The sequence below is a fragment of the Pseudomonas citronellolis genome (assembly GCF_900112375.1).
Taxonomy (GTDB): Bacteria; Pseudomonadota; Gammaproteobacteria; order Pseudomonadales; family Pseudomonadaceae; genus Pseudomonas; species Pseudomonas citronellolis.
In genome coordinates, this window is the sequence record NZ_FOLS01000026.1 from 108,082 (window position 1) to 126,370 (window position 18,289).

Sequence of the window (18,289 nt, forward strand, 5' to 3'; positions counted from 1 at the left end):
GCTTACTCGCTCATTCATCAGCCAACAGAACCATGGACCCTTCCCCCAGTAGCGAATTGCTGACCTATTTCGCCGATTTCGGCCTCGTACTCTTCGCCCTTCTCCTCGTCCTGCTCAACGGCTTCTTCGTCGCCGCCGAGTTCGCCATGGTCAAGCTGCGCGCCACCCGCGTGGAGACCATCGCCAAGCAACACGGCTGGCGCGGCAGCATCCTGCGCAAGGTGCACAACCAGCTCGACGCCTACCTCTCCGCCTGCCAGTTGGGCATCACCCTGGCCTCCCTGGGCCTGGGCTGGGTCGGCGAGCCGGCCTTCGCCGAGCTGCTGGAGCCGCTGCTGGCCGCGGTGGGCGTGCACTCCGAGGAAGTCATCCGCGGCGTGTCCTTCTTCAGCGCCTTCTTCATCATCTCCTACCTGCACATCGTGGTCGGCGAGTTGGCGCCCAAGAGCTGGGCGATCCGCAAGCCGGAGCTGCTGTCGCTGTGGACGGCGGTGCCGCTGTACCTGTTCTACTGGGCGATGTACCCGGCCATCTGGCTGCTCAACGCCAGCGCCAACGCCATCCTCAAGATCGCCGGCCAGGGCGAGCCGGGCCCGCACCACGAGCACCACTACAGCCGCGAGGAGCTCAAGCTGATCCTGCACTCCAGCCGCGGCCAGGACCCCAGCGACCAGGGCATGCGCGTGCTGGCCTCGGCGGTGGAGCTGGGCGAGCTGGAAGTGGTGGACTGGGCCAACTCCCGCGAAGACCTGGTCTACCTGGAGCGCCACGCGCCGCTGGCCGACGTGCTGGCGACCATCCGCCGGCACAAGTACAGCCGCTACCCGGTGTTCGACGCCGAGAAGGGCGAGTTCACCGGCCTGCTGCACATCAAGGACCTGCTGCTGGAACTGGCGACCACCGACAGCCAGCCGGAAACCATCGACCTGGACGAGCTGGCCCACCCGCTGGAGCTGGTGACCAAGCACATGCCGCTGTCGCGCCTGCTGGAGCAGTTCCGCCAGGGCGGCGCGCACTTCGCCCTGGTGGAGGAAGCCGACCACAAGGTGATCGGCTACCTGACCATGGAAGACGTGCTGGAAGTGCTGGTCGGCGACATCCAGGACGAGCACCGCAAGACCGAGCGCGGCATCCTCGCCTACCAGCCGGGCAAGCTGCTGGTGCGCGGCGACACCCCGCTGTTCAAGGTGGAGCGCCTGCTGGGCATCGACCTCGACCACATCGAGGCGGACACCCTCGCCGGCCTGATCTACGAGACACTCAAGCGCGTGCCGGAAGAGGAAGAAGTGCTGGAAGCCGAAGGCCTGCGCATCATCGTGAAGAAGATGAAGGGTCCGAAGATCGTCCTGGCCAAGGTGGTCAAGCTGGACTGACGCGGCTGCAAGCTGCGCCGAGGCGCTTTTCGTAGGAGCGAGCTTGCTCGCGAACCACATGGCACCGCGTTTGTTCGCGAGCAAGCTCGCTCCTACACCGCCTCCCGGTCTGACCGGTCATGCAGGGCCCTGGAAAGCACGGTGTAGGAACAACCGTCTTGTCCACTGCACCGGGGCGCTTTTCGTAGGATGGGTTGAGCTTGCGAAACCCACGCGGTCATTGGTGATGGGTATCGCTTCGCTCAACCCATCCTACGGGTGTTGTGTTTGCCGGAAGGTGTAGGAGCGGACTCCGTCCGCGATTGGGATACCCAACGCACCGGCCTGACCAGTTGCGTTCCCCCCACAGGCCCTCTCCCATCGCCAACTAAAAAATCCCCACCCCTAGCACCTCGTTGGAAGCTCCGTCCTAGAGCTTCCACGTCCTGCTCAAAGGCCACTCCCCAAAACCACTCGTCGTCCCATCCCCGCATTCGCTCTTGCCAGCGGAGCCACATGGGCATAAGTTGCACTGGTCTGACCGGTAATACCAGAACAATAACTGCGCGCCTCAGCCCTCCCCCGTGGATGCGGACGGGCGCAGACAACGGAGACCCCCAATGCTCATCCACCGCTGTTCCCGCTCGATCTTCCTGCAAGTGGTGCTCGGCCTGGCCCTCGGCGTGCTGTTCGGTGTCGGCCTTCCGGAGCTTTCGTCCCAGCTCAAGCCCCTGGGCGACGGCTTCATCAAGCTGATCAAGATGCTCATCGCGCTCATCGTGTTCTGCGTGGTGGTCAACGGCATCTCCGGCGCCGGCGACCTGAAGAAGGTCGGGCGCATCGGCCTGAAGTCGGTGGTCTACTTCGAGATCCTCACCACCCTCGCCCTCCTCCTCGGCCTGCTGGTGGCCTACGGCAGCGGCCTGGGCAGCGGCGCCAACATCGACCTGAGCGGCCTCTCCGCCGGCGATGCCGCGACCTACACCGCGCACACCAAGGACATCCACGGGCCGGTGGACTTCATCATGGGCCTGATCCCCACCTCGGTGTTCAGCGCCTTCGCCAACAACGACATCCTCCAGGTGCTGGTGTTCGCCGTGCTGTTCGGCAGCGCCCTGAACCTGGTGGGCGAACAGGCCAGCGGCGTGGCGCGGCTGGTCAACGAGTTCAGCCACGTGGTCTTCCGCATCATGGGCATGATCGTGCGCCTGGCGCCGCTGGGCGTGTTCGGCGCCGTGGCCTTCACCACCAGCCGCTACGGCCTGGAGTCGCTGAGCCACCTGGGCGCGCTGGTGCTGGTGTTCTACCTCACCTGCATCCTCTTCGTGTGCCTGGTGCTGGGCACCGTGCTGCGCCTGAGCGGCGTGCGCCTGCGGCCGTTCCTGCGCTACTTCCGCGAGGAACTGCTGATCGTCCTCGGCACCGCCTCTTCCGACGCCGTGCTGCCGCAGGTGATGCGCAAGCTGGAGAACATGGGCATCCGCAGCTCCACCGTGGGCCTGGTGATCCCCACCGGCTACTCCTTCAACCTCGACGGCTTCTCCATCTACCTGACCCTGGCGGTGGTGTTCATCGCCCATGCCACCGGCACGCCGCTGGCCATCAGCGACCTGCTGACCATCCTGCTGGTGTCGCTGGTGACCTCCAAGGGCGCCCACGGCATCCCCGGCTCGGCCCTGGTGATCCTCGCCGCCACCCTCGCCGCGGTGCCGGCGATTCCCGCCGCGGGCCTGGTGCTGGTGCTCTCGGTGGATTGGTTCATGGGCATCGGCCGGGCGCTGACCAACCTGATCGGCAACTGCGTCGCCACCGTGGTCATCGCCCGCTGGGAAAACGACATCGACCTGCAACGCACACGTTCGGTACTCAACGGCGAACCCGGGGCGAACAAGACCCTGGTCGCCACGCCCGGCAAGGGCGAACTGCGCGGCTGATGACAGCCGCCGCGCGCGCCGCTCCAATAGGCGCGGCGCGCGCCTTAACTGCCTCAGGAGCAACCATGTTTTCCTCATCCAAACTGGTCAATTCAGTGGTTCAGAAACTGCTCGAGACCATAGAGCAAGGGCGCTGGGCGGCCGGCCAGATGCTGCCGGGCCAGCGCGAACTGGCCGAGCAGCTGGAAATCAGCCGGCCCAGCCTGCGCGAGGCCATCACCGTGCTGGAGACCCTCGGCGTGGTGCGCTCGCTGCCCGGCAAGGGCGTGATGGTGCTGGAGCGTGACGATAACGCCCTGCGCGAGATCCGCGCCCCGGCCACGGCCACCCTGGAAGACGTGCTGCAACTGCGCTACGCCCTGGAGCCCTTCATCGCCGGGCTGGTGGCGCAGAGCATCGACGGCGATTCCCTCGGCCGCCTGCGCCTGCTGCTGCTGGACATGCGCGAAGCGGTGGAGGACGGCCGCGCCGCCGCCGTGGTCGAGGCCTACAACGGCTTCCACCGCAAGCTGGTGGCGCTGACCTCCAACCCGATCTTCCTCAGCGTCTCGCAGCAGATCGCCGGCGCCCTGGAGCAGAGCGACCACCTCATCCAGCGCAACGCCGCCCATGCCGAAGAACTGCTGGCCGAGCACGAGGCCATCGTCCGCGCCATCCGCCAGCATGACAGCGAAGGCGCCAGCCAGGCCATGCGCCAGCACATCCTCAACGAAGGCCTGCGCCTGAACCTGGCGCTGCGCGTGCCGGAAGCGGGGACGGGACGATGAACGGCGAAACGGGCCCGCGCCGCCGGGGCCAGGCCCAGCGGATCTACGAGGACCTGCACGCCGCCATCCTCTCGCGGCGCCTGCGGCCGGCCGCGCCACTCAGCCAGGAAACCCTCGGGCGGATCTTCCACGCCGGCCCCAGCAGCGTGCGCCGCGCCCTGCAGCGCCTGGCCCGGGAAGGCGCGGTGGAACTGGCGCCACGGCGCATCGCCAGCGTCGCCCGCCCCGACCCGCAACGCCTGCGCCAACTGCTGGAAACCCGCCTGCTGCTGGAAAGCGACATGCTCCGGCGCCTGGCCGGAAGGCTGGACGGCCAGCACTTGGCGGAACTGCGGGAAATGCTCGGCGCCCAGCGCCAGTGCCTGGCGGCGGGCGACGCACTGGGCGTCCAGGAATGGGCCCAGAACCTGCACCTGCGCCTGGCCCAGCTGTCAGCCAATCCCCTGTTGCCCGACCTGCTGGGCCCGCTGCTGGAGCGCCTGGCCGTGAGCATCGCCCTGGGCCGCGGCCAGGCCCACACCGCGGACAGTTGCCGGCAACAGGCAGAGATGCTCGAAGCCCTGGGTGAAGGCGACGCGGAACGCGCCTGCGCCTGCCTGGAAAGCTACCTGCGCGGCGTGGGCGAGCGCCTGCGCTTCGCCCCGCCGCCGACCACCGACCTGCGCGCGGCCTTCGCCGGGAAGCTGGCTATTCCTTGACCACCGCGAAGTTCGGCAAGGTGCCCACCGGCTGGGCGAAGTCGTAGGGGATGGATTCCAGCGCCAGGCCGACGTTGCGCTGCACCACGAAGTGCAGGTGCGGGCCGCTGCTGTTGCCGGTGTTGCCCGAGCGCGCCAGGGGCGTGCCGACGCCGACGCGCTGGCCCTCGCTGACCAGCACCGAGCCGCGCATCAGGTGCAGGTACACGCCCATGGTGCCGTCGTCGTGGAGGATGCGCACGAAGTTGCCGGAGGGGTTGTTGCCGCGCCCGCTCTGGGCGTTCTCCACCTTCACCACGGTGCCGCCGCGGGCGGCCACGATGGGCGTGCCCTCGGGCATGGCGATGTCCAGCGCGTAACGGCTCTTGGGGGTGAAGTGGCTGTACTTGCCGTTGGCGCCCTGGGTCAGGCGGAAGGGCCCGCCACGCCAGGGCAGCGGATAATCGTAGGCCACAGGTTGCAGGCGCGGGTCGCCCAGGGCATAGCGCAGCTTGGGCTTGTACTGCATCGGCCGCGACGCATCGCGCGGGCTCAGCGTGGCCAGGCGGATGGCACTGCGCGGCGCCAGCACCCAGCGGATCGGCCGCTCCGGCACGCCCACGGCGTTCTGCGCGGCGCTCACGCTCAGCTCCACCTCCACCGGAGCGTAGAGGTCGTTGCGCACCTGCAGGGTCTCGAAGCCGTCGTGCCTGAGCGTCTGCAGCTTCACCTGCTGCTCCAGGTGCTCGACCATGCGGTCGCGGAAGACGAACACCTGCGCACCCGCCACGGCCTTGTCCGTGTAGGTGACCACGCCATTGGCGTCGACGTATTTGTAGATGGTCACGGCCGCAGCCGGCCCTGCAGCCATCCATAGACTGCAGAGGAAGAAAAAGCGCCCTAGCATGTCGACTCTGGTTATAGGTATTCGACGCCAGCAAGACTAGCAGCCGCGGCCGGCAGCGGCGAGCCGCCGGCCGTCGGGCTGTGAAGCAGGCCTCAGGCGCCGGGGACGTAGTGCTTCTGGGTGCTGCCGCGGGCGATCAGGCGCGACAGGTAGTCGAGCTTCTGCGGGTCGCGGTCGACGAAGCGCAGCAACAGCAGCAGCCACTCGCTGTCGGGCTTGGGTTCCAGCGCCGCCACCGAGTGCAGGTAGCCGTTCAGGCGCGCCACCTCGTTGTCCTCCTCCAGGTCGAGCACCGCGGTTTCCAGCACCTGCGGCAGCACCTGGCCGCGCTTCACCACCAGCTGCGCCTCCTTCAGGCTGAGCCCGCGGATCACGCAGGGCAGGCTGGCATTGGGCAGGCGCAACTGCCCCTGGCCCTTGCCCTGGGCGCCACTGCGCGCAGGCGCGGGGGCCGGCGCGGCAGCAGGAGCCGGACGGGCAGGCGCCGGGGCCGCGGCTGGAGCGGCCGGGGCGCGCACCACCTCGGCCTTGCCGCCGGTGAGGGCGGCGAGGGAGTCGTTCGGCGGGCCACTGGCCAGGCTCCGCTGCGGTGCCGAGGCCAGCAGGGCATCGAGCTTGCCGCTGCGGCTCAGGGCCTTGCGCACCTTGCTCACCAACTGGTCATTGGAGAAGGGCTTGCCGATGTAGTCCGACACCCCGGCCTGGATGGCCTGGACCACGTTCTCCTTGTCGCCGCGGCTGGTCACCATGATGAAGGGAACGTCCTTCAGCGACGCCTGGGCGCGGCACCAGCCGAGCAGTTCGATGCCGGACATCTCCGGCATCTCCCAGTCGCAGAGGATCAGGTCGACCGCGTGGCGGGCGAGGTGCTGCTGGGCCTTGCGGCCGTTCACCGCCTCCTCGATGCGCAACCCCGGAAAATGGTCGCGCAATCCCTTCTTCACCAGGTCGCGGATGAAAGGTGCATCATCCACCACCAGAACACTGACCTTGCTCATCGTCGACTCCCTGGAACGCCAAGGCGAAGGATAGCCTCGGGCACTGGCAGGATGCCATGCCGGCGTGACCGGTCGGACACATCCGTCAATCAATCCAGCGTTCGCCCTACGGTTTCCGGAACCATCCGCAACCCGGCCAGGCATAGCAGGATGGCGCCCACCAGGTACCAGGCCGGCGCGTTCGGGCTGCCGGTGAGGTCGATCAGCCCGGCGGCGAAGAACTGCGCGAAACCGCCGAACAGCGCGACGCCGACGCAGTAGGTGACCGACAGGCCGGTGGCGCGGATCGCCGCCGGGAACAGCTCCGGCAGGATCGCCAGGGACGCCACCATGCCGTACGTCAGCGGGATGTTGAGCAGCCCCACGATCAGCAGCAGCAGGCCGATGCTGGGCCATTGGTTGAGCAGCAGGAACGCCGGGTAGGTCGCCAGCAACAGGATCGGCAGCGGCCAGAAGATCGAGCGGCGCCGGCCGATGCGATCGCTCAGGCGCCCGGCGTGGGGCGCCAGCAGCAGCGACGGCAGGCTGCTCACCACCGCGGCCCAGGTGGCGACGCCCAGCGGCATGCCCAGCACGCTGATGGCGTGGTTGGCCAGGTAGAACTGGGTGATGTAGACCGGCACCGAAACGCCGATCACCAGCAGCACGCCGGTGACCAACTGCCGCGGATGCCGGCACAGCAGCGCCAGGCCGCCTTCCCGCGCCTGCCGGCTGTCGCCCTGGGCGGCGGCCGGCAGGGTTTCCTCCAGGCGGTGGCGGATGTATTCGCTGACCGGGATGGCCAGGATGCCCACCGCGAAGACCGCCCGCCAGCCCCAGCTGTCCATGGCCTCGGGGCTCAGCAGGTTGCTCAGCGTCAGCACCACCAGCGCGCCCATGATGGTGCCCAGGCTCTGGCTGAACACCTGCCAGCTGCAGTAGTAGGCCCGCGAGCCCGAGCCGGCGTATTCCATCAGGATGGTGGTGGCGGTGCCCACCTGCCCGCCGACGGCGAAGCCCTGCAGCAGGCGCGCGACTATGATCACCAGCGGCCCGACCAGCCCGGCCTGGGCGTAGGTCGGCGCCACGGTGAACAGCAGCGCGCCCAGGGCCATCAGCCACAGCGTCAGGCGCATGGCCGCCTTGCGCCCGGCGCGGTCGGCGTACAGGCCTATCAGCAGGCCGCCGAGCGGGCGCATGATGAAGCCGGTGCCGAACACCGCGAAGGACAGCATCAGCGAAGTCAGCGGGTTTTCCCCGAAGGGGAAGAACAGCCGCGCCATCAGCGTGGCGAGCAGGCTGTAGACGAGGAAGTCGTAGAACTCCAGGGCGTTGCCCAGGCACACCGCGGCAATGGCGCGGGTGCGCCCGGCACGGGAAGGTTCGGCACTCGCAGCGAAGGATGTCGTTCTTGTTGTCATGCTGGGATTCCCCGCGGGAAGGATTCAGGCCAGGAAGCGCTGCGCCAGGCGGACCCAGAAGGTCGCGCCCAGCGGCAGGATGCGGTCGTTGAAGTCGTACCCGGGGTTGTGCACCGCGCAACCGCCCTCGCCGTCGCCATTGCCGATCATCAGGTAGCAGCCGGGCGCCTGCTCCAGCCAGAAGGCGAAGTCCTCGCTGGCGTGGATGGGCCGCGGCTCGGGCTCCAGGCCCTCGTCGCCGAGCCAGTCGAGGACCAGCTCGCAGACCAGCCCTGCGCAGCCGGGGTCGTTGACCAGCACCGGGTAGCCGTCCGCCGCCACCAGGACTTCGGCGCGGGCGCCGAAGCTGGCGGCCAGCTGCTGCGCCAGTTCATGGATGCGCCGCAGCAGCAGCTCGCGTACCTGCGGGCTCAGCGCGCGCACGCTCAGGCGCAGTTCGGCGCTGTCGGGGATGACGTTGCTGGCGTCTCCGGCGAGGAAGGCGCCCACGGTCAGCACCGCCGCCTCGGACGGCGGCACGTTGCGCGACACCAGGCTCTGCAGGGCGCTGACCAGCGCGGCGCCGGCCAGGATCGGGTCCACCGTCTGCTCGGGCATGGCGCCGTGGCCGCCGCGGCCGTGGATGAGGATGGTCACGTCGTCGGCCGAGGCCATGCACGGCCCAGGCATGACCATGAAGCGCCCCTCGGCCAGGCCGGGCAGGTTGTGCATGGCGAACAGGGCGTCGCAGGGGAAGCGTTGCAGCAGGCCCTCGTCGAGCATGCGCTTGGCCCCGGAGCCGCCATGGCCTTCCTCGGCGGGCTGGAAGAACAGGTGCAGGGTGCCGCGCCAGCTGCGCTCGCGGGCCAGCTCGCAGGCCGCGGCCAGGAGCATGGCGGTGTGCCCGTCGTGGCCGCAGGCGTGCATCTTGCCGGGCACCCGGCTGCTCCAGGGCAGCCCGCTCTGCTCGTGGATCGGCAGCGCATCCAGCTCGGCGCGCAGGCCCAGCACCGGGCCGGGGCCGTTGCGCAGCGTGGCGATCACCCCGGTGCCGGCCATCTCGGCGATCTCGTAGCCCCAGGCGCGCAGCCGTTCGATGACCCGCTCGCGGGTGGAGTACTCTTCGAAGCCCAGCTCGGGTTCGGCGTGGATGGCCCGGCGCAGTTCGACCATTTCCGGGACGATGGCGGCTATGCCCGGCGCTATGCAGGCTCTGTTCATCGGCTCGCTCCTGTTTTTCTTGTGGGATTGGACTGGATCGATGCCCGTGACCGGCCGGTATGCTGGGCGTGGATTACCCTAGCGTCGGCGCCGCATGCGCATAAGCCAAAAAAATGTTGTCGTGACGATCTCCGGTGTTCGGAGGGGAGGCGAGCGTTGAAACTGCATCAGTTGCAGGCCCTGGTAGCGGTGGCCGACGGCGGCGGCATCCGCGCCGCGGCCCGTGGCCTGGGCCTCAGCCAGGCCGCGGTGACCCGCGCCCTGCGCGAGCTGGAGGAAGAACAGGGCCTGCCATTGCTGATGCGCCACGCCGGCGGCGCCCGGCTGACCACCGCCGGGCAGGTGCTGCTGCCCCGCGCCCGGCAGATCGCCACCCAGCTCGACAGCGCCCGCCAGGAACTGGCCGCCCTGCGCGGCGAAGGCGCAGCGACGCTGTGCGTCGGCGTCACCCCCTGGTTCGGCCAGACCTTGCTGGGCAACGCCCTGCAGGCCTTCCGCAGGGACATGCCGCAGGTCCACCTGGAGCTGTACGAGGGGCTGCAAGCGGTGATCCTGCCGCTGCTGCGCACGGGCCGCATGCAGTTCGCCCTGGGCCCGGCGGGCATCCTCCAGGGCGCGGAATTCGTGCATCAGCCGCTGGCGCACTACCGCATGCAGGTGGTGGCCCGCAACGGCCACCCGCTAGCCGCGGCGCGCTCGTTGAGGCAGTTGCTGGAGCACGACTGGACGATGAACTTCACCGCCGACCGCTACGCCGAGACCACCCATGAACTGTTCGGCCAGCATGGCCTGCAGATCGCCCGCGAACGCATCGTCTGCGCCCATTCCGCAGGCATGCTCAGCAGCCTGATCGTCGACGCCGGCCTGCTCGGCTACGCGCCGCAGCCGATGATGCTCTGCGAACCGCTGCGCAGCGGCGCACGGGCCCTGGCGCTGGAGGAACCGTTGCCGGACGGGGACATCAGCATCATCCGCCTGCGTGACCAGGGGCTGGACGCGACCTCCCGGCACTTCATCCATTGCCTGCAGCAGGCGCTGAAAGACAACAGCCGCGCCCGCGATCCCGCGGGCCGGCAGTTGGCGGAGATGGTGAGGTTGAATTTCTGAGGCGGCCAAGACCGCGGCGCTCCTACGCTATCCCCATACCTGTAGGAGCGGGCCCTGCCCGCGAATCGCGCGCAGGGCGCGCTCCTACAAGGGCCTACCACGATGGCGTTGGCGTTTCGGCGAGCACGGCTTTTTCGTAGGAGCGAGCTTGCTCGCGAACAAACTCCGCGACGGGGCTCATTCGCGAGCAAGCTCGCTCCTACGAAGAGCACCCCGGCGCTGTCGGCAAGGCAGTTGCTCCGCGAGGTGATCCACCGATGAGCACCTCGGCGCTGCCATGGGCCCAGGTGCGGCTCAGCTATCGGACTTGCCCTGCACTTCTTCCTTCATGCGCGTCAGGCCGATGTGGCGGACGTCGGTGCCGCGCACCAGGTAGATCACCAGTTCGGCGATGTTGCGCGCGTGGTCGCCGATACGCTCCAGCGAGCGCAGGGCCCAGATGACGTTGAGCACCCGGGAGATGGCCCGCGGGTCTTCCATCATGTAGGTCACCAGTTCGCGCAGGGCGGTCTTGTACTCGCGGTCGACGGTCTTGTCGTACTGCGCCACCGACAGCGCCAGGTCGGCGTCGAAACGGGCGAAGGCGTCCAGCGCCTCCTGCACCATCTTGCGCACCTGGCCGCCGATGTGGCGCACCTCGACGTAGCCGCGCGGCGACTCGCCTTCCTCGCACAGCTGGATGGCGCGACGGGCGATCTTCGAGGCTTCGTCGCCGATGCGCTCGAGGTCGATCACCGACTTGGAGATGCTGATGATCAGGCGCAGGTCGGAGGCCGCCGGCTGGCGGCGAGCGAGGATGCGCAGGCATTCCTCGTCGATGTTGCGCTCCATCTGGTTGATCTGGTCGTCGATCTCGCGCACCTGCTGGGCCAGGCCCGAGTCGGCGTCGATCAGCGCGGTGACTGCGTCGTTGACCTGTTTCTCCACCAGCCCGCCCATGGCCAGGAGGTGGCTGCGCACGTCTTCCAGCTCGGCGTTGAACTGCTGGGAGATGTGATGGCTGAGACTTTCTTTGTTGATCATGTGGTTTCGCTCCGCGAAAGCTGCAGGCTACGCGCCGAAGGTTGCAGATTTATGATGCGACCGCTGCCCGGCCCTTAGCCGTAGCGCCCGGTGATGTAGTCCTCGGTCTGCTTCTTCGCCGGGTTGGTGAAGAGCGTGTCGGTGTCGCCGAACTCGATCAGCTTGCCCATGTACATGAACGCCGTGTAGTCGGAGACCCGCGCGGCCTGCTGCATGTTGTGGGTGACTATCACGATGGTGAACTTGGATTTCAGTTCGTAGATCAGTTCCTCGATCTTCAGCGTGGAGATCGGGTCCAGCGCCGAGCAGGGCTCGTCGAGCAGCAGCACTTCCGGCTCCACCGCGATGGTCCGGGCGATCACCAGGCGCTGCTGCTGGCCGCCGGACAGGCCCAGGGCCGACTCGTGCAGGCGGTCCTTCACCTCCTCCCACAGCGCGGCGCCCTTGAGCGCCCATTCCACCGCTTCGTCGAGGGTGCGCTTCTTGTTCACGCCCTGGATGCGCAGGCCGTAGACCACGTTCTCGTAGATGGTCTTGGGGAAGGGGTTGGGCTTCTGGAACACCATGCCGACGCGGCGGCGCAGCTCGGCCACGTCCACGCCGCGGGCGAAGATGTCGTGGCCGTCGAGGCGGATCTCGCCTTCCACGCGGCAGTCGTCGACCAGGTCGTTCATGCGGTTGAAGCAGCGCAGCAGGGTCGACTTGCCGCAGCCGGACGGGCCGATGAAGGCGGTCACGCGCTGCTTGGGGATCTGCATGGCGACGTCGAACAGCGCCTGCTTCTGGCCGTAGAACAGGTTCAGGCCGGGCACTTCCAGGGCCACGGTCTCCTTGTCCAGGCGCATGCCCTCGCGGATCGGCCGGCCGAGGGCGGCGAGGTCGATGCCATGGCGATGGGGTTCTTGTTGCATCTCGTCTCTCCCGTTGGAGGCTCGGGCCGCCGCCTGTGCGGGCAGCGGCCGCGGATCAGTTTTCCAGCGCCTTGTACTTCTCGCGCAGGCGGTTGCGGATGGCGATGGCGGAGAAGTTCAGCAGGGCGATCACCAGCACCAACAGCAGCGCGGTGGCGTACACCAGCGGCCGCGCGGCCTCGACGTTGGGGCTCTGGAAGCCGACGTCGTAGATGTGGAAGCCCAGGTGCATGATCTTCTGGTCCAGGTGCACGTAGGGGTAGTTGCCGTTCACCGGCAGCGACGGCGCCAGCTTCACCACGCCCACCAGCATCAGCGGCGCCACCTCGCCGGCGGCGCGCGCCACGGCGAGGATCAGGCCGGTCATCATGGCCGGGCTGGCCATGGGCAGGACGATCTTCCACAGCGTCTCGGCCTTGGTCGCGCCCAGGGCCAGGGAGCCCTCGCGGATCGCCCGCGGGATGCGCGACAGGCCTTCCTCGGTGGCCACGATCACCACCGGCACGGCGAGGATCGCCAGGGTCAGCGAGGCCCAGAACAGCCCCGGGGTGCCGAAGGTCGGCGCCGGCAGCGCCTCGGGGAAGAACAGCCGGTCGATCGAGCCGCCCAGCACGTAGACGAAGAAGCCCAGGCCAAACACGCCGTAGACGATGGCCGGGACCCCGGCGAGGTTGTTCACGGCGATGCGGATCACCCGCGTCAGCAGGCCCTGGCGCGCGTACTCGCGCAGGTAGACCGCGGCGATGACGCCGAACGGGGTGACGATCACCGCCATCACCAGGGTCATCATCACGGTGCCGAAGATCGCCGGGAAGATGCCGCCCTCGGTGTTGGCCTCGCGCGGGTCCTCGCTGAGGAACTCCCAGAGCTTCTTGAAGTAGAACGACAGCTTGGCGCCGAAGCCCATGGCGTTGGGCTGGTAGGCATGGACCAGCTTGCCGAGGCTGATCTCGGTCTCGCGGCCGCCGGCGTCGCGCATCACCACGCTGTCGCGGTTGAACTGCTGGCGCAGCTCGCCCAGCCGGTCTTCGTACTCGCGGTAGCGTCCCTGCAGCTCGGCGCGGGCGGCGGCGAGGTCGGCCTGGGCGGTGGCATCCAGCTCGCCGTGCAGTTGCAGGCGGCGCTCCTTCAGGCGCAGGCGCTCCAGCTCGTGGTTGATGCTGCCGATGTCCTTCTTCTCCAACTGGTAGAGCTGGTCGTACAAGCCCTCCACCCGTTGCAGGCGCTGCTGCAGCTCGGGCATGGCGTCGGCGCCCTGGGCCACCACCTGGCCGTCCTGCTTCACGCTGACCAGGTAGCCGTAGAAGTTGCCCCACTCGCGGCGCTCCAGGGTCACCAGCTCCTGCGGCCAGCGCCGCTCGGCGAGCCAGTCGCCGATCACCCAGGAGAAGTCGCTGCCGTAGAGGTCGCGGTTGCCCAGCTTGAGCAGCTCGCGGGTCATGAATTCGGGGCCTTCGGCCGGTACCGGCAGGCCGGCGCCGCGCAGGCGTTCGCGCGGCACTTCCTCGACCTGCACTTCTTCGCCGATCAGCACCTTCGCCTCCTGCCCGGGCACGCTGTAGCGCGCCTCCAGCACGTCGGCCGGCCAGAAATGGCCGAGGCCGCGCACGGCGATGACGGCCAGCAGGCCGAGGGTCATGATCACCGCGATGGAAACCGCGCCGGCGTTCATCCACACCCAGGGAGAACCGCTGGCGAACCAGGCTTTCACCGTTTCCTGCTTCTGTTTCACGTGAAAAGTGCCTCTTCAGACGCCGGTCAGAGCGACGCGTATTTCTTCCGCAGCCGCTGACGGATCAGCTCGGCCAGGGTGTTCATCACGAAGGTGAAGGTCAGCAGCACCAGCGCCGAAAGGAACAGCACGCGGTAGTGGGTGCCGCCCACCTCCGACTCGGGCATTTCCACCGCCACGTTCGCCGCCAGGGTGCGCATGCCCTGGAAGATGTTCATGTCCATCACCGGGGTGTTGCCGGTGGCCATCAGCACGATCATGGTCTCGCCCACCGCGCGGCCCATGCCGATCATCAGCGCCGAGAAAATGCCCGGGCTGGCGGTGAGGATCACCACGCGGGTCAGCGTCTGCCAGGGCGTGGCGCCCAGGGCCAGGGAGCCGTAGGTGAGGCTGCGGGGCACGCTGAAGATGGCGTCCTCGGCGATGGAGAAGATGTTCGGGATCACCGCGAAGCCCATGGCCAGGCCGACGATCAGGGCGTTGCGCTGGTCGTAGGTGATGCCCAGGTCATGGCTTATCCACAGGCGCATGTCGCCGCCGAAGAAGGCGGTTTCCAGGTGCGGGCTGAGCCACAGGGCGAAGGCGCCGACGCCGAGCACTACGGGAATGAGGATGGCCGCTTCCCAGCCGTCCGGCAGCGCCAGGCGGATGCGCTCGGGCAGGCGGCTCCAGAGCAGGCCGGCGAGCAGGATGCCCAGCGGGGTGAGCAGCAGCAGGCTGAAGATGCCCGGCAGGTGGCCTTCGACGTAGGGCGCGAGGAACAGGCCGGCGAAGAAGCCGAGGATCACCGTCGGCAACGCCTCCATCAGCTCGATCACCGGCTTGACCTTGCGGCGCATCGCCGGAGCCATGAAGTAGGCGGTGTAGACGGCCGCGGCGATGGCCAGCGGGGCGGCCAGGATCATTGCGTAGAAGGCCGCCTTGAGGGTGCCGAAGGTCAGCGGCGCCAGGCTCAGCTTGGGCTCGAAGTCGGTGGTGGCGGCGGTGGACTGCCAGACGTACTGCGGCTTGTCGTAGCTTTCGTACCAGACCTTGCCCCAGAGCGCGCTCCAGGAAACCTCCGGGTGCGGGTTGCTCAGGTCGAAGCCGCGCAGTTGGCCACCCTGCTCCAGCAACAGGCGGTTGGCCCGCGGCGACAGGGCCAGCACGCCGTTGCCCGGCGCCACTTGCTGCTCCAGCAAAGTGCGGTGCGCGGTGCTGTGGAACACGCCGAGCTCGCCGGCGCTGTCCAGGGCGACGAAGCCCTTGCGGCGCTGCTCGGGAACGATGGCGGTGATCGGCTTACTGCCCAGCTGGAAGTCGCGCACGTGCGCCAGGCGCGGTTCGCCGTCGGTGTCGCGGGCCATGAACCACTGGCTGATGCCACCGTCGGAGTTGCCGATCATCAACGAAATGCCGCCCAGCAACTGGGCGCTGGCGGTGACCTCGCGGTTGGCATGGTCGAGCAGCTTGTAGCGGCCGTTGAGCTGGCGGGTGCGCAGGTCGAAGACGTCGGCCTGGGCGCGGCCGTTGATGACGTACAGCCACTGCTTGCGCGGGTCCAGGTAGATCGCCTTCACCGGGTCGGCGATCTGCGGCAGGTTCACGGCCTCCTGCTCCAGGGTGGTCTCGCCGGTGAGCATGTTCTCCTGGCTGGTCAGGCTCAGCAGCAGCATCTGGCTGCCGGTGGAGCCGGCCAGCAGCAGGCCGTCGTCGTCCGAGGCCAGGGCCACGTGCTCCAGCGCGCGGCCTTGCGGGTCGAGGCTGATGGGCGCCTCGCCGTAGGGGTAGTCGATCTGCGGGGTGATGGTCTTGCGGTTGTCCGGGTAGGTGACCTTGTAGGCATGACGGAACACCAGAACCTGGCCGTTGGACAGGCCCAGCGCCACCATCGGGTGCCCCGGCTGGTCCTCGGCGATGGAGACCACCTGGCTGCCGGCCGGCAGCTTGAGCGCCTGGCGGCTGAGTTCGGCGCCGCTGTCCAGGTCGAAGAACAGCACCTGGCCGTCGGCGGCCACGCGCATGGCCACCTGGTTCTGCTCCTCGATGCTCAGCAGCAGGGGTGCCTGTACTTCCTTCAGCCAGGCCGGGGCCAGGGGCGCGCGGGCATCCAGCTCGGCGCCGCGGAACAGTGGCAGCACCACATAGGCCAGGTAGAAGAAGATGAGGGTGATGGCCACCAGCACGGACAGGCCGCCGACCAGCACGTACCAGCGCGTCAGGCGGTCCTTGAGGGCGCGCATGCGGCGTTTGCGACGCAGGGTCGGGGTATTGAAATCGATCCGCTCGGGGGTGGAATTGCTCATCGACGAAGTGGCCAGGTCATTCATGGGGGCGACACGCTTGCGGCAGTCTATGACAGAAACATGACACAGAGATGACGAGACGAAGCCCGTCGGCAGTTGCCTGCCAACGGGCTGGGTCACCTACCGCTCAGCCCATGGACGGCTGGCGGGGGCGCTACCTAGAGTCCCAGTTCCTTGATCGCCTTCGCCGCGACCTTGGACGGCAGCGGGATGTAGCCGTCCTTGACCACGACTTCCTGGCCGGTCTTGGACAGCACCATCTTCAGGAATTGGGCTTCCAGCGGGTCCAGGGGCTTGTTCGGCGCCTTGTTCACGTAGACGTAGAGGAAGCGCGCCAGCGGGTAGGTGCCGTTCAGCGCGTTCTGCTCGTTGTCCTCGACGTAGGGGTCGCCCTGCTTCTTGGCCAGGGCCACGGTCTTCACGCTGGCGGTCTTGTAGCCGATGCCGGAGTAGCCGATGCCGTTGAGCGACTGGCTGATCGACTGCACCACCGAGGCGGAGCCCGGCTGCTCGTTGACGTTGGGCTTGAAGTCACCCTTGCACAGGGCCTCTTCCTTGAAATAGCCGTAGGTGCCGGAAACCGAGTTGCGCCCGAACAGCTGCACCGGCTTGTTGGCCCAGTCGCCGCCCAGGCCCAGGTCGCTCCAGGTCTTCACGTCCTGCTTGGCGCCGCACAGGCGGGTGGCCGAGAAGATGGCGTCGACCTGCTGCATGGTCAGGCCCTTGATGGGGTTGTCCTTGTGCACGAAGACGGCCAGGGCGTCGACCGCGACGGGCACGGCGGTGGGCTTGTAGCCGTACTTCTGCTCGAAGGCCTGCAGCTCGACGTCCTTCATCTTGCGGCTCATCGGGCCGAGGTTGGCGGTGCCCTCGGTGAGCGCCGGTGGGGCGGTGGAGGAGCCCGCGGCCTGAATCTGCACGTTCACGCTCGGGTACAGGCGCTTGTACTCCTCGGCCCACAGCGTCATGAGGTTGGCCAGAGTATCCGAGCCCACGCTGGAGAGGTTGCCAGAGACGCCGCTGGTCTTCTGGTAGTCCGGCAGCGCCGGGTCGATCGCGGCGAAAGCGCTGGCAGCGCCCACGCCGGCGGCGGCGAAGGTCAGCGCCGCCATCAAACGCTTGATTTTCATGCCTTGCTCCTTGGGGAAAGGCCGACTGGCTGGAATTCGGCGCCGCTCTCATGGGGCGCGAGCAGACTCTATGAAAGCAATGTGACAGCCAGATGAAAACCGACGGGCTCGAAGAAGAAATGTGACGGTATTTATTACGGAATATTTCAGTCGCAACGAGCGCCGAAGAAACGCCCGCGTAGGATGGTGTTGAGCGAAGCGATACCCATCGCCATGGCCGCATGGGTTTCGCCGAGGTCCGAACCCGCCTGTAGGAGCGAGCTTGCTCGCGAACAGACTCCGCGACGGGGCTTGTTCGCGAGCAAGCTCGCTCCTACGAAGAGCACCTCGGCACAGACCTTCGCGGGCCCTGCCCGCGATTTCGCGCGCAGGGCGCGCGCCTACAGGGGGAATGGCGCAGGTGGGGCGGCGTAGGAGCGGATCTCATCCGCGAAACGCGCCGGGACCGCCGGCTATCGCGGACAAGGTCCGCTCCTACGCGGGTATCTGCTCCCGTCGCCCCGACTTTTCCGCGCCCCAAAAGCAAAACCCCCGACCAGCCAGGCTGATCAGGGGTTTTGGGATAGGTGCTTGACGATGACCTACTCTCACATGGGGAAACCCCACACTACCATCGGCGATGCATCGTTTCACTACTGAGTTCGGGATGGGATCAGGTGGTTCCAACGCTCTATGGTCGTCAAGCAATTCTTTCGGATGCTCGTGGCTTGCGCACACGCTCACCCAGATTCGGGTATGTGACAGGTATTTTATTTGCGGTTCTCACGAACTTTCGGTTCGTCGACTTCACCGTCCAACACACAAATTGTTTGGGTGTTATATGGTCAAGCCTCACGGGCAATTAGTATCGGTTAGCTCAACGCCTC

General features: G+C 67.6%; 14 protein-coding genes and 1 rRNA gene. 5 read left to right on the forward strand and 10 right to left on the reverse strand.

The window, feature by feature from the left end; genetic code table 11:
• Positions 1-32 precede the first annotated feature (32 nt).
• From BM060_RS22940 to BM060_RS22955, 4 genes are all read left to right on the forward strand, one after another.
• Positions 33-1,373, forward strand: a complete 1,341-nt coding sequence (locus BM060_RS22940) for a hemolysin family protein (protein ID WP_074983286.1) — start codon at positions 33-35, stop codon at positions 1,371-1,373.
• 599 nt (positions 1,374-1,972) lie between these two features.
• Complete coding sequence (locus BM060_RS22945) at positions 1,973-3,286, forward strand: C4-dicarboxylate transporter DctA (RefSeq protein WP_074983289.1); 1,314 nt, start codon at positions 1,973-1,975, stop codon at positions 3,284-3,286.
• A 65-nt stretch (positions 3,287-3,351) separates the two neighbouring features.
• Positions 3,352-4,053: a FadR/GntR family transcriptional regulator gene (locus tag BM060_RS22950; protein ID WP_074983292.1), complete on the forward strand. Its 702-nt coding sequence runs from the start codon at positions 3,352-3,354 to the stop codon at positions 4,051-4,053.
• Positions 4,050-4,751, forward strand: a complete 702-nt coding sequence (locus BM060_RS22955) for a GntR family transcriptional regulator (protein WP_074983295.1) — start codon at positions 4,050-4,052, stop codon at positions 4,749-4,751. The genes BM060_RS22950 and BM060_RS22955 overlap by 4 nt, the downstream gene beginning before the upstream one ends.
• Here the strand turns inward: BM060_RS22955 and BM060_RS22960 are convergent.
• The 4 genes from BM060_RS22960 to BM060_RS22975 form a co-directional block, all read right to left on the reverse strand.
• Positions 4,741-5,637 carry a peptidoglycan DD-metalloendopeptidase family protein gene (locus BM060_RS22960; protein WP_074983298.1) on the reverse strand — a complete coding sequence of 299 codons (897 nt, stop codon included), beginning with the start codon at positions 5,635-5,637 and terminating at the stop codon, positions 4,741-4,743. The genes BM060_RS22955 and BM060_RS22960 overlap by 11 nt on opposite strands.
• 92 nt (positions 5,638-5,729) lie before the next feature.
• Positions 5,730-6,635 (reverse strand): response regulator, encoded by a 906-nt coding sequence (locus BM060_RS22965; protein WP_074983300.1) that lies wholly within the window; start codon positions 6,633-6,635, stop codon positions 5,730-5,732.
• A gap of 89 nt (positions 6,636-6,724) precedes the next feature.
• Positions 6,725-8,035 carry an MFS transporter gene (locus BM060_RS22970; RefSeq protein WP_074983303.1) on the reverse strand — a complete coding sequence of 437 codons (1,311 nt, stop codon included), beginning with the start codon at positions 8,033-8,035 and terminating at the stop codon, positions 6,725-6,727.
• A gap of 24 nt (positions 8,036-8,059) precedes the next feature.
• Positions 8,060-9,235, reverse strand: coding sequence for a M20 aminoacylase family protein (locus BM060_RS22975; protein ID WP_074983306.1), 1,176 nt, complete (start codon positions 9,233-9,235; stop codon positions 8,060-8,062).
• Positions 9,236-9,391: 156 nt separating this feature from the next.
• Here BM060_RS22975 and BM060_RS22980 point away from each other — a divergent pair, with 156 nt between their 5' ends.
• Entirely contained in the window at positions 9,392-10,342 is a 951-nt protein-coding gene (locus tag BM060_RS22980) for a LysR family transcriptional regulator (protein ID WP_074983308.1), read from the forward strand.
• A gap of 294 nt (positions 10,343-10,636) precedes the next feature.
• Here BM060_RS22980 and phoU read toward each other — a convergent pair whose 3' ends face one another.
• The 6 genes from phoU to rrf all read right to left on the reverse strand — a co-directional run bounded on the left by phoU (position 10,637) and on the right by rrf (position 18,107).
• The gene (gene phoU, locus BM060_RS22985; RefSeq protein ID WP_009614205.1) at positions 10,637-11,365 is read right to left on the reverse strand and encodes a phosphate signaling complex protein PhoU; all 729 of its coding nucleotides are present in this window, start codon (positions 11,363-11,365) and stop codon (positions 10,637-10,639) included.
• Between the two features lie 74 nt (positions 11,366-11,439).
• Positions 11,440-12,276, reverse strand: coding sequence for a phosphate ABC transporter ATP-binding protein PstB (gene pstB / locus BM060_RS22990; RefSeq protein ID WP_009614208.1), 837 nt, complete (start codon positions 12,274-12,276; stop codon positions 11,440-11,442).
• Positions 12,277-12,331: 55 nt separating this feature from the next.
• Positions 12,332-14,008: a phosphate ABC transporter permease PstA gene (gene pstA / locus BM060_RS22995; RefSeq protein ID WP_135499848.1), complete on the reverse strand. Its 1,677-nt coding sequence runs from the start codon at positions 14,006-14,008 to the stop codon at positions 12,332-12,334.
• 26 nt (positions 14,009-14,034) lie between these two features.
• A complete protein-coding gene (locus tag BM060_RS23000) occupies positions 14,035-16,011 on the reverse strand; it encodes an ABC transporter permease subunit (protein WP_371857836.1) in 1,977 nt (658 codons plus the stop codon).
• Positions 16,012-16,451: 440 nt separating this feature from the next.
• Positions 16,452-17,423, reverse strand: coding sequence for a phosphate ABC transporter substrate-binding protein PstS (locus BM060_RS23005; protein WP_074983314.1), 972 nt, complete (start codon positions 17,421-17,423; stop codon positions 16,452-16,454).
• A gap of 568 nt (positions 17,424-17,991) precedes the next feature.
• Positions 17,992-18,107 (reverse strand): 5S ribosomal RNA (gene rrf, locus BM060_RS23010).
• Between the last annotated feature and the right edge of the window lie 182 nt (positions 18,108-18,289).

Excerpts from the sequence above, each read along its gene's own strand:
- BM060_RS22940 (WP_074983286.1), top strand. The coding sequence starts at position 33 with ATGGACCCTTCCCCCAGTAGCGAATTGCTGACCTATTTCGCCGATTTC.
- BM060_RS22965 (WP_074983300.1), bottom strand. The coding sequence starts at position 6,635 with ATGAGCAAGGTCAGTGTTCTGGTGGTGGATGATGCACCTTTCATCCGC.
- BM060_RS22970 (WP_074983303.1), bottom strand. The coding sequence starts at position 8,035 with ATGACAACAAGAACGACATCCTTCGCTGCGAGTGCCGAACCTTCCCGT.
- BM060_RS22975 (WP_074983306.1), bottom strand. The coding sequence starts at position 9,235 with ATGAACAGAGCCTGCATAGCGCCGGGCATAGCCGCCATCGTCCCGGAA.
- BM060_RS23005 (WP_074983314.1), bottom strand. The coding sequence starts at position 17,423 with ATGAAAATCAAGCGTTTGATGGCGGCGCTGACCTTCGCCGCCGCCGGC.
- BM060_RS22945 (WP_074983289.1), top strand. The coding sequence starts at position 1,973 with ATGCTCATCCACCGCTGTTCCCGCTCGATCTTCCTGCAAGTGGTGCTC.
- phoU (WP_009614205.1), bottom strand. The coding sequence starts at position 11,365 with ATGATCAACAAAGAAAGTCTCAGCCATCACATCTCCCAGCAGTTCAAC.
- BM060_RS22955 (WP_074983295.1), top strand. The coding sequence starts at position 4,050 with ATGAACGGCGAAACGGGCCCGCGCCGCCGGGGCCAGGCCCAGCGGATC.
- BM060_RS22950 (WP_074983292.1), top strand. The coding sequence starts at position 3,352 with ATGTTTTCCTCATCCAAACTGGTCAATTCAGTGGTTCAGAAACTGCTC.
- pstB (WP_009614208.1), bottom strand. The coding sequence starts at position 12,276 with ATGCAACAAGAACCCCATCGCCATGGCATCGACCTCGCCGCCCTCGGC.
- BM060_RS22960 (WP_074983298.1), bottom strand. The coding sequence starts at position 5,637 with ATGCTAGGGCGCTTTTTCTTCCTCTGCAGTCTATGGATGGCTGCAGGG.
- BM060_RS23000 (WP_371857836.1), bottom strand. The coding sequence starts at position 16,011 with ATGCGCGTGGCCGCCGACGGCCAGGTGCTGTTCTTCGACCTGGACAGC.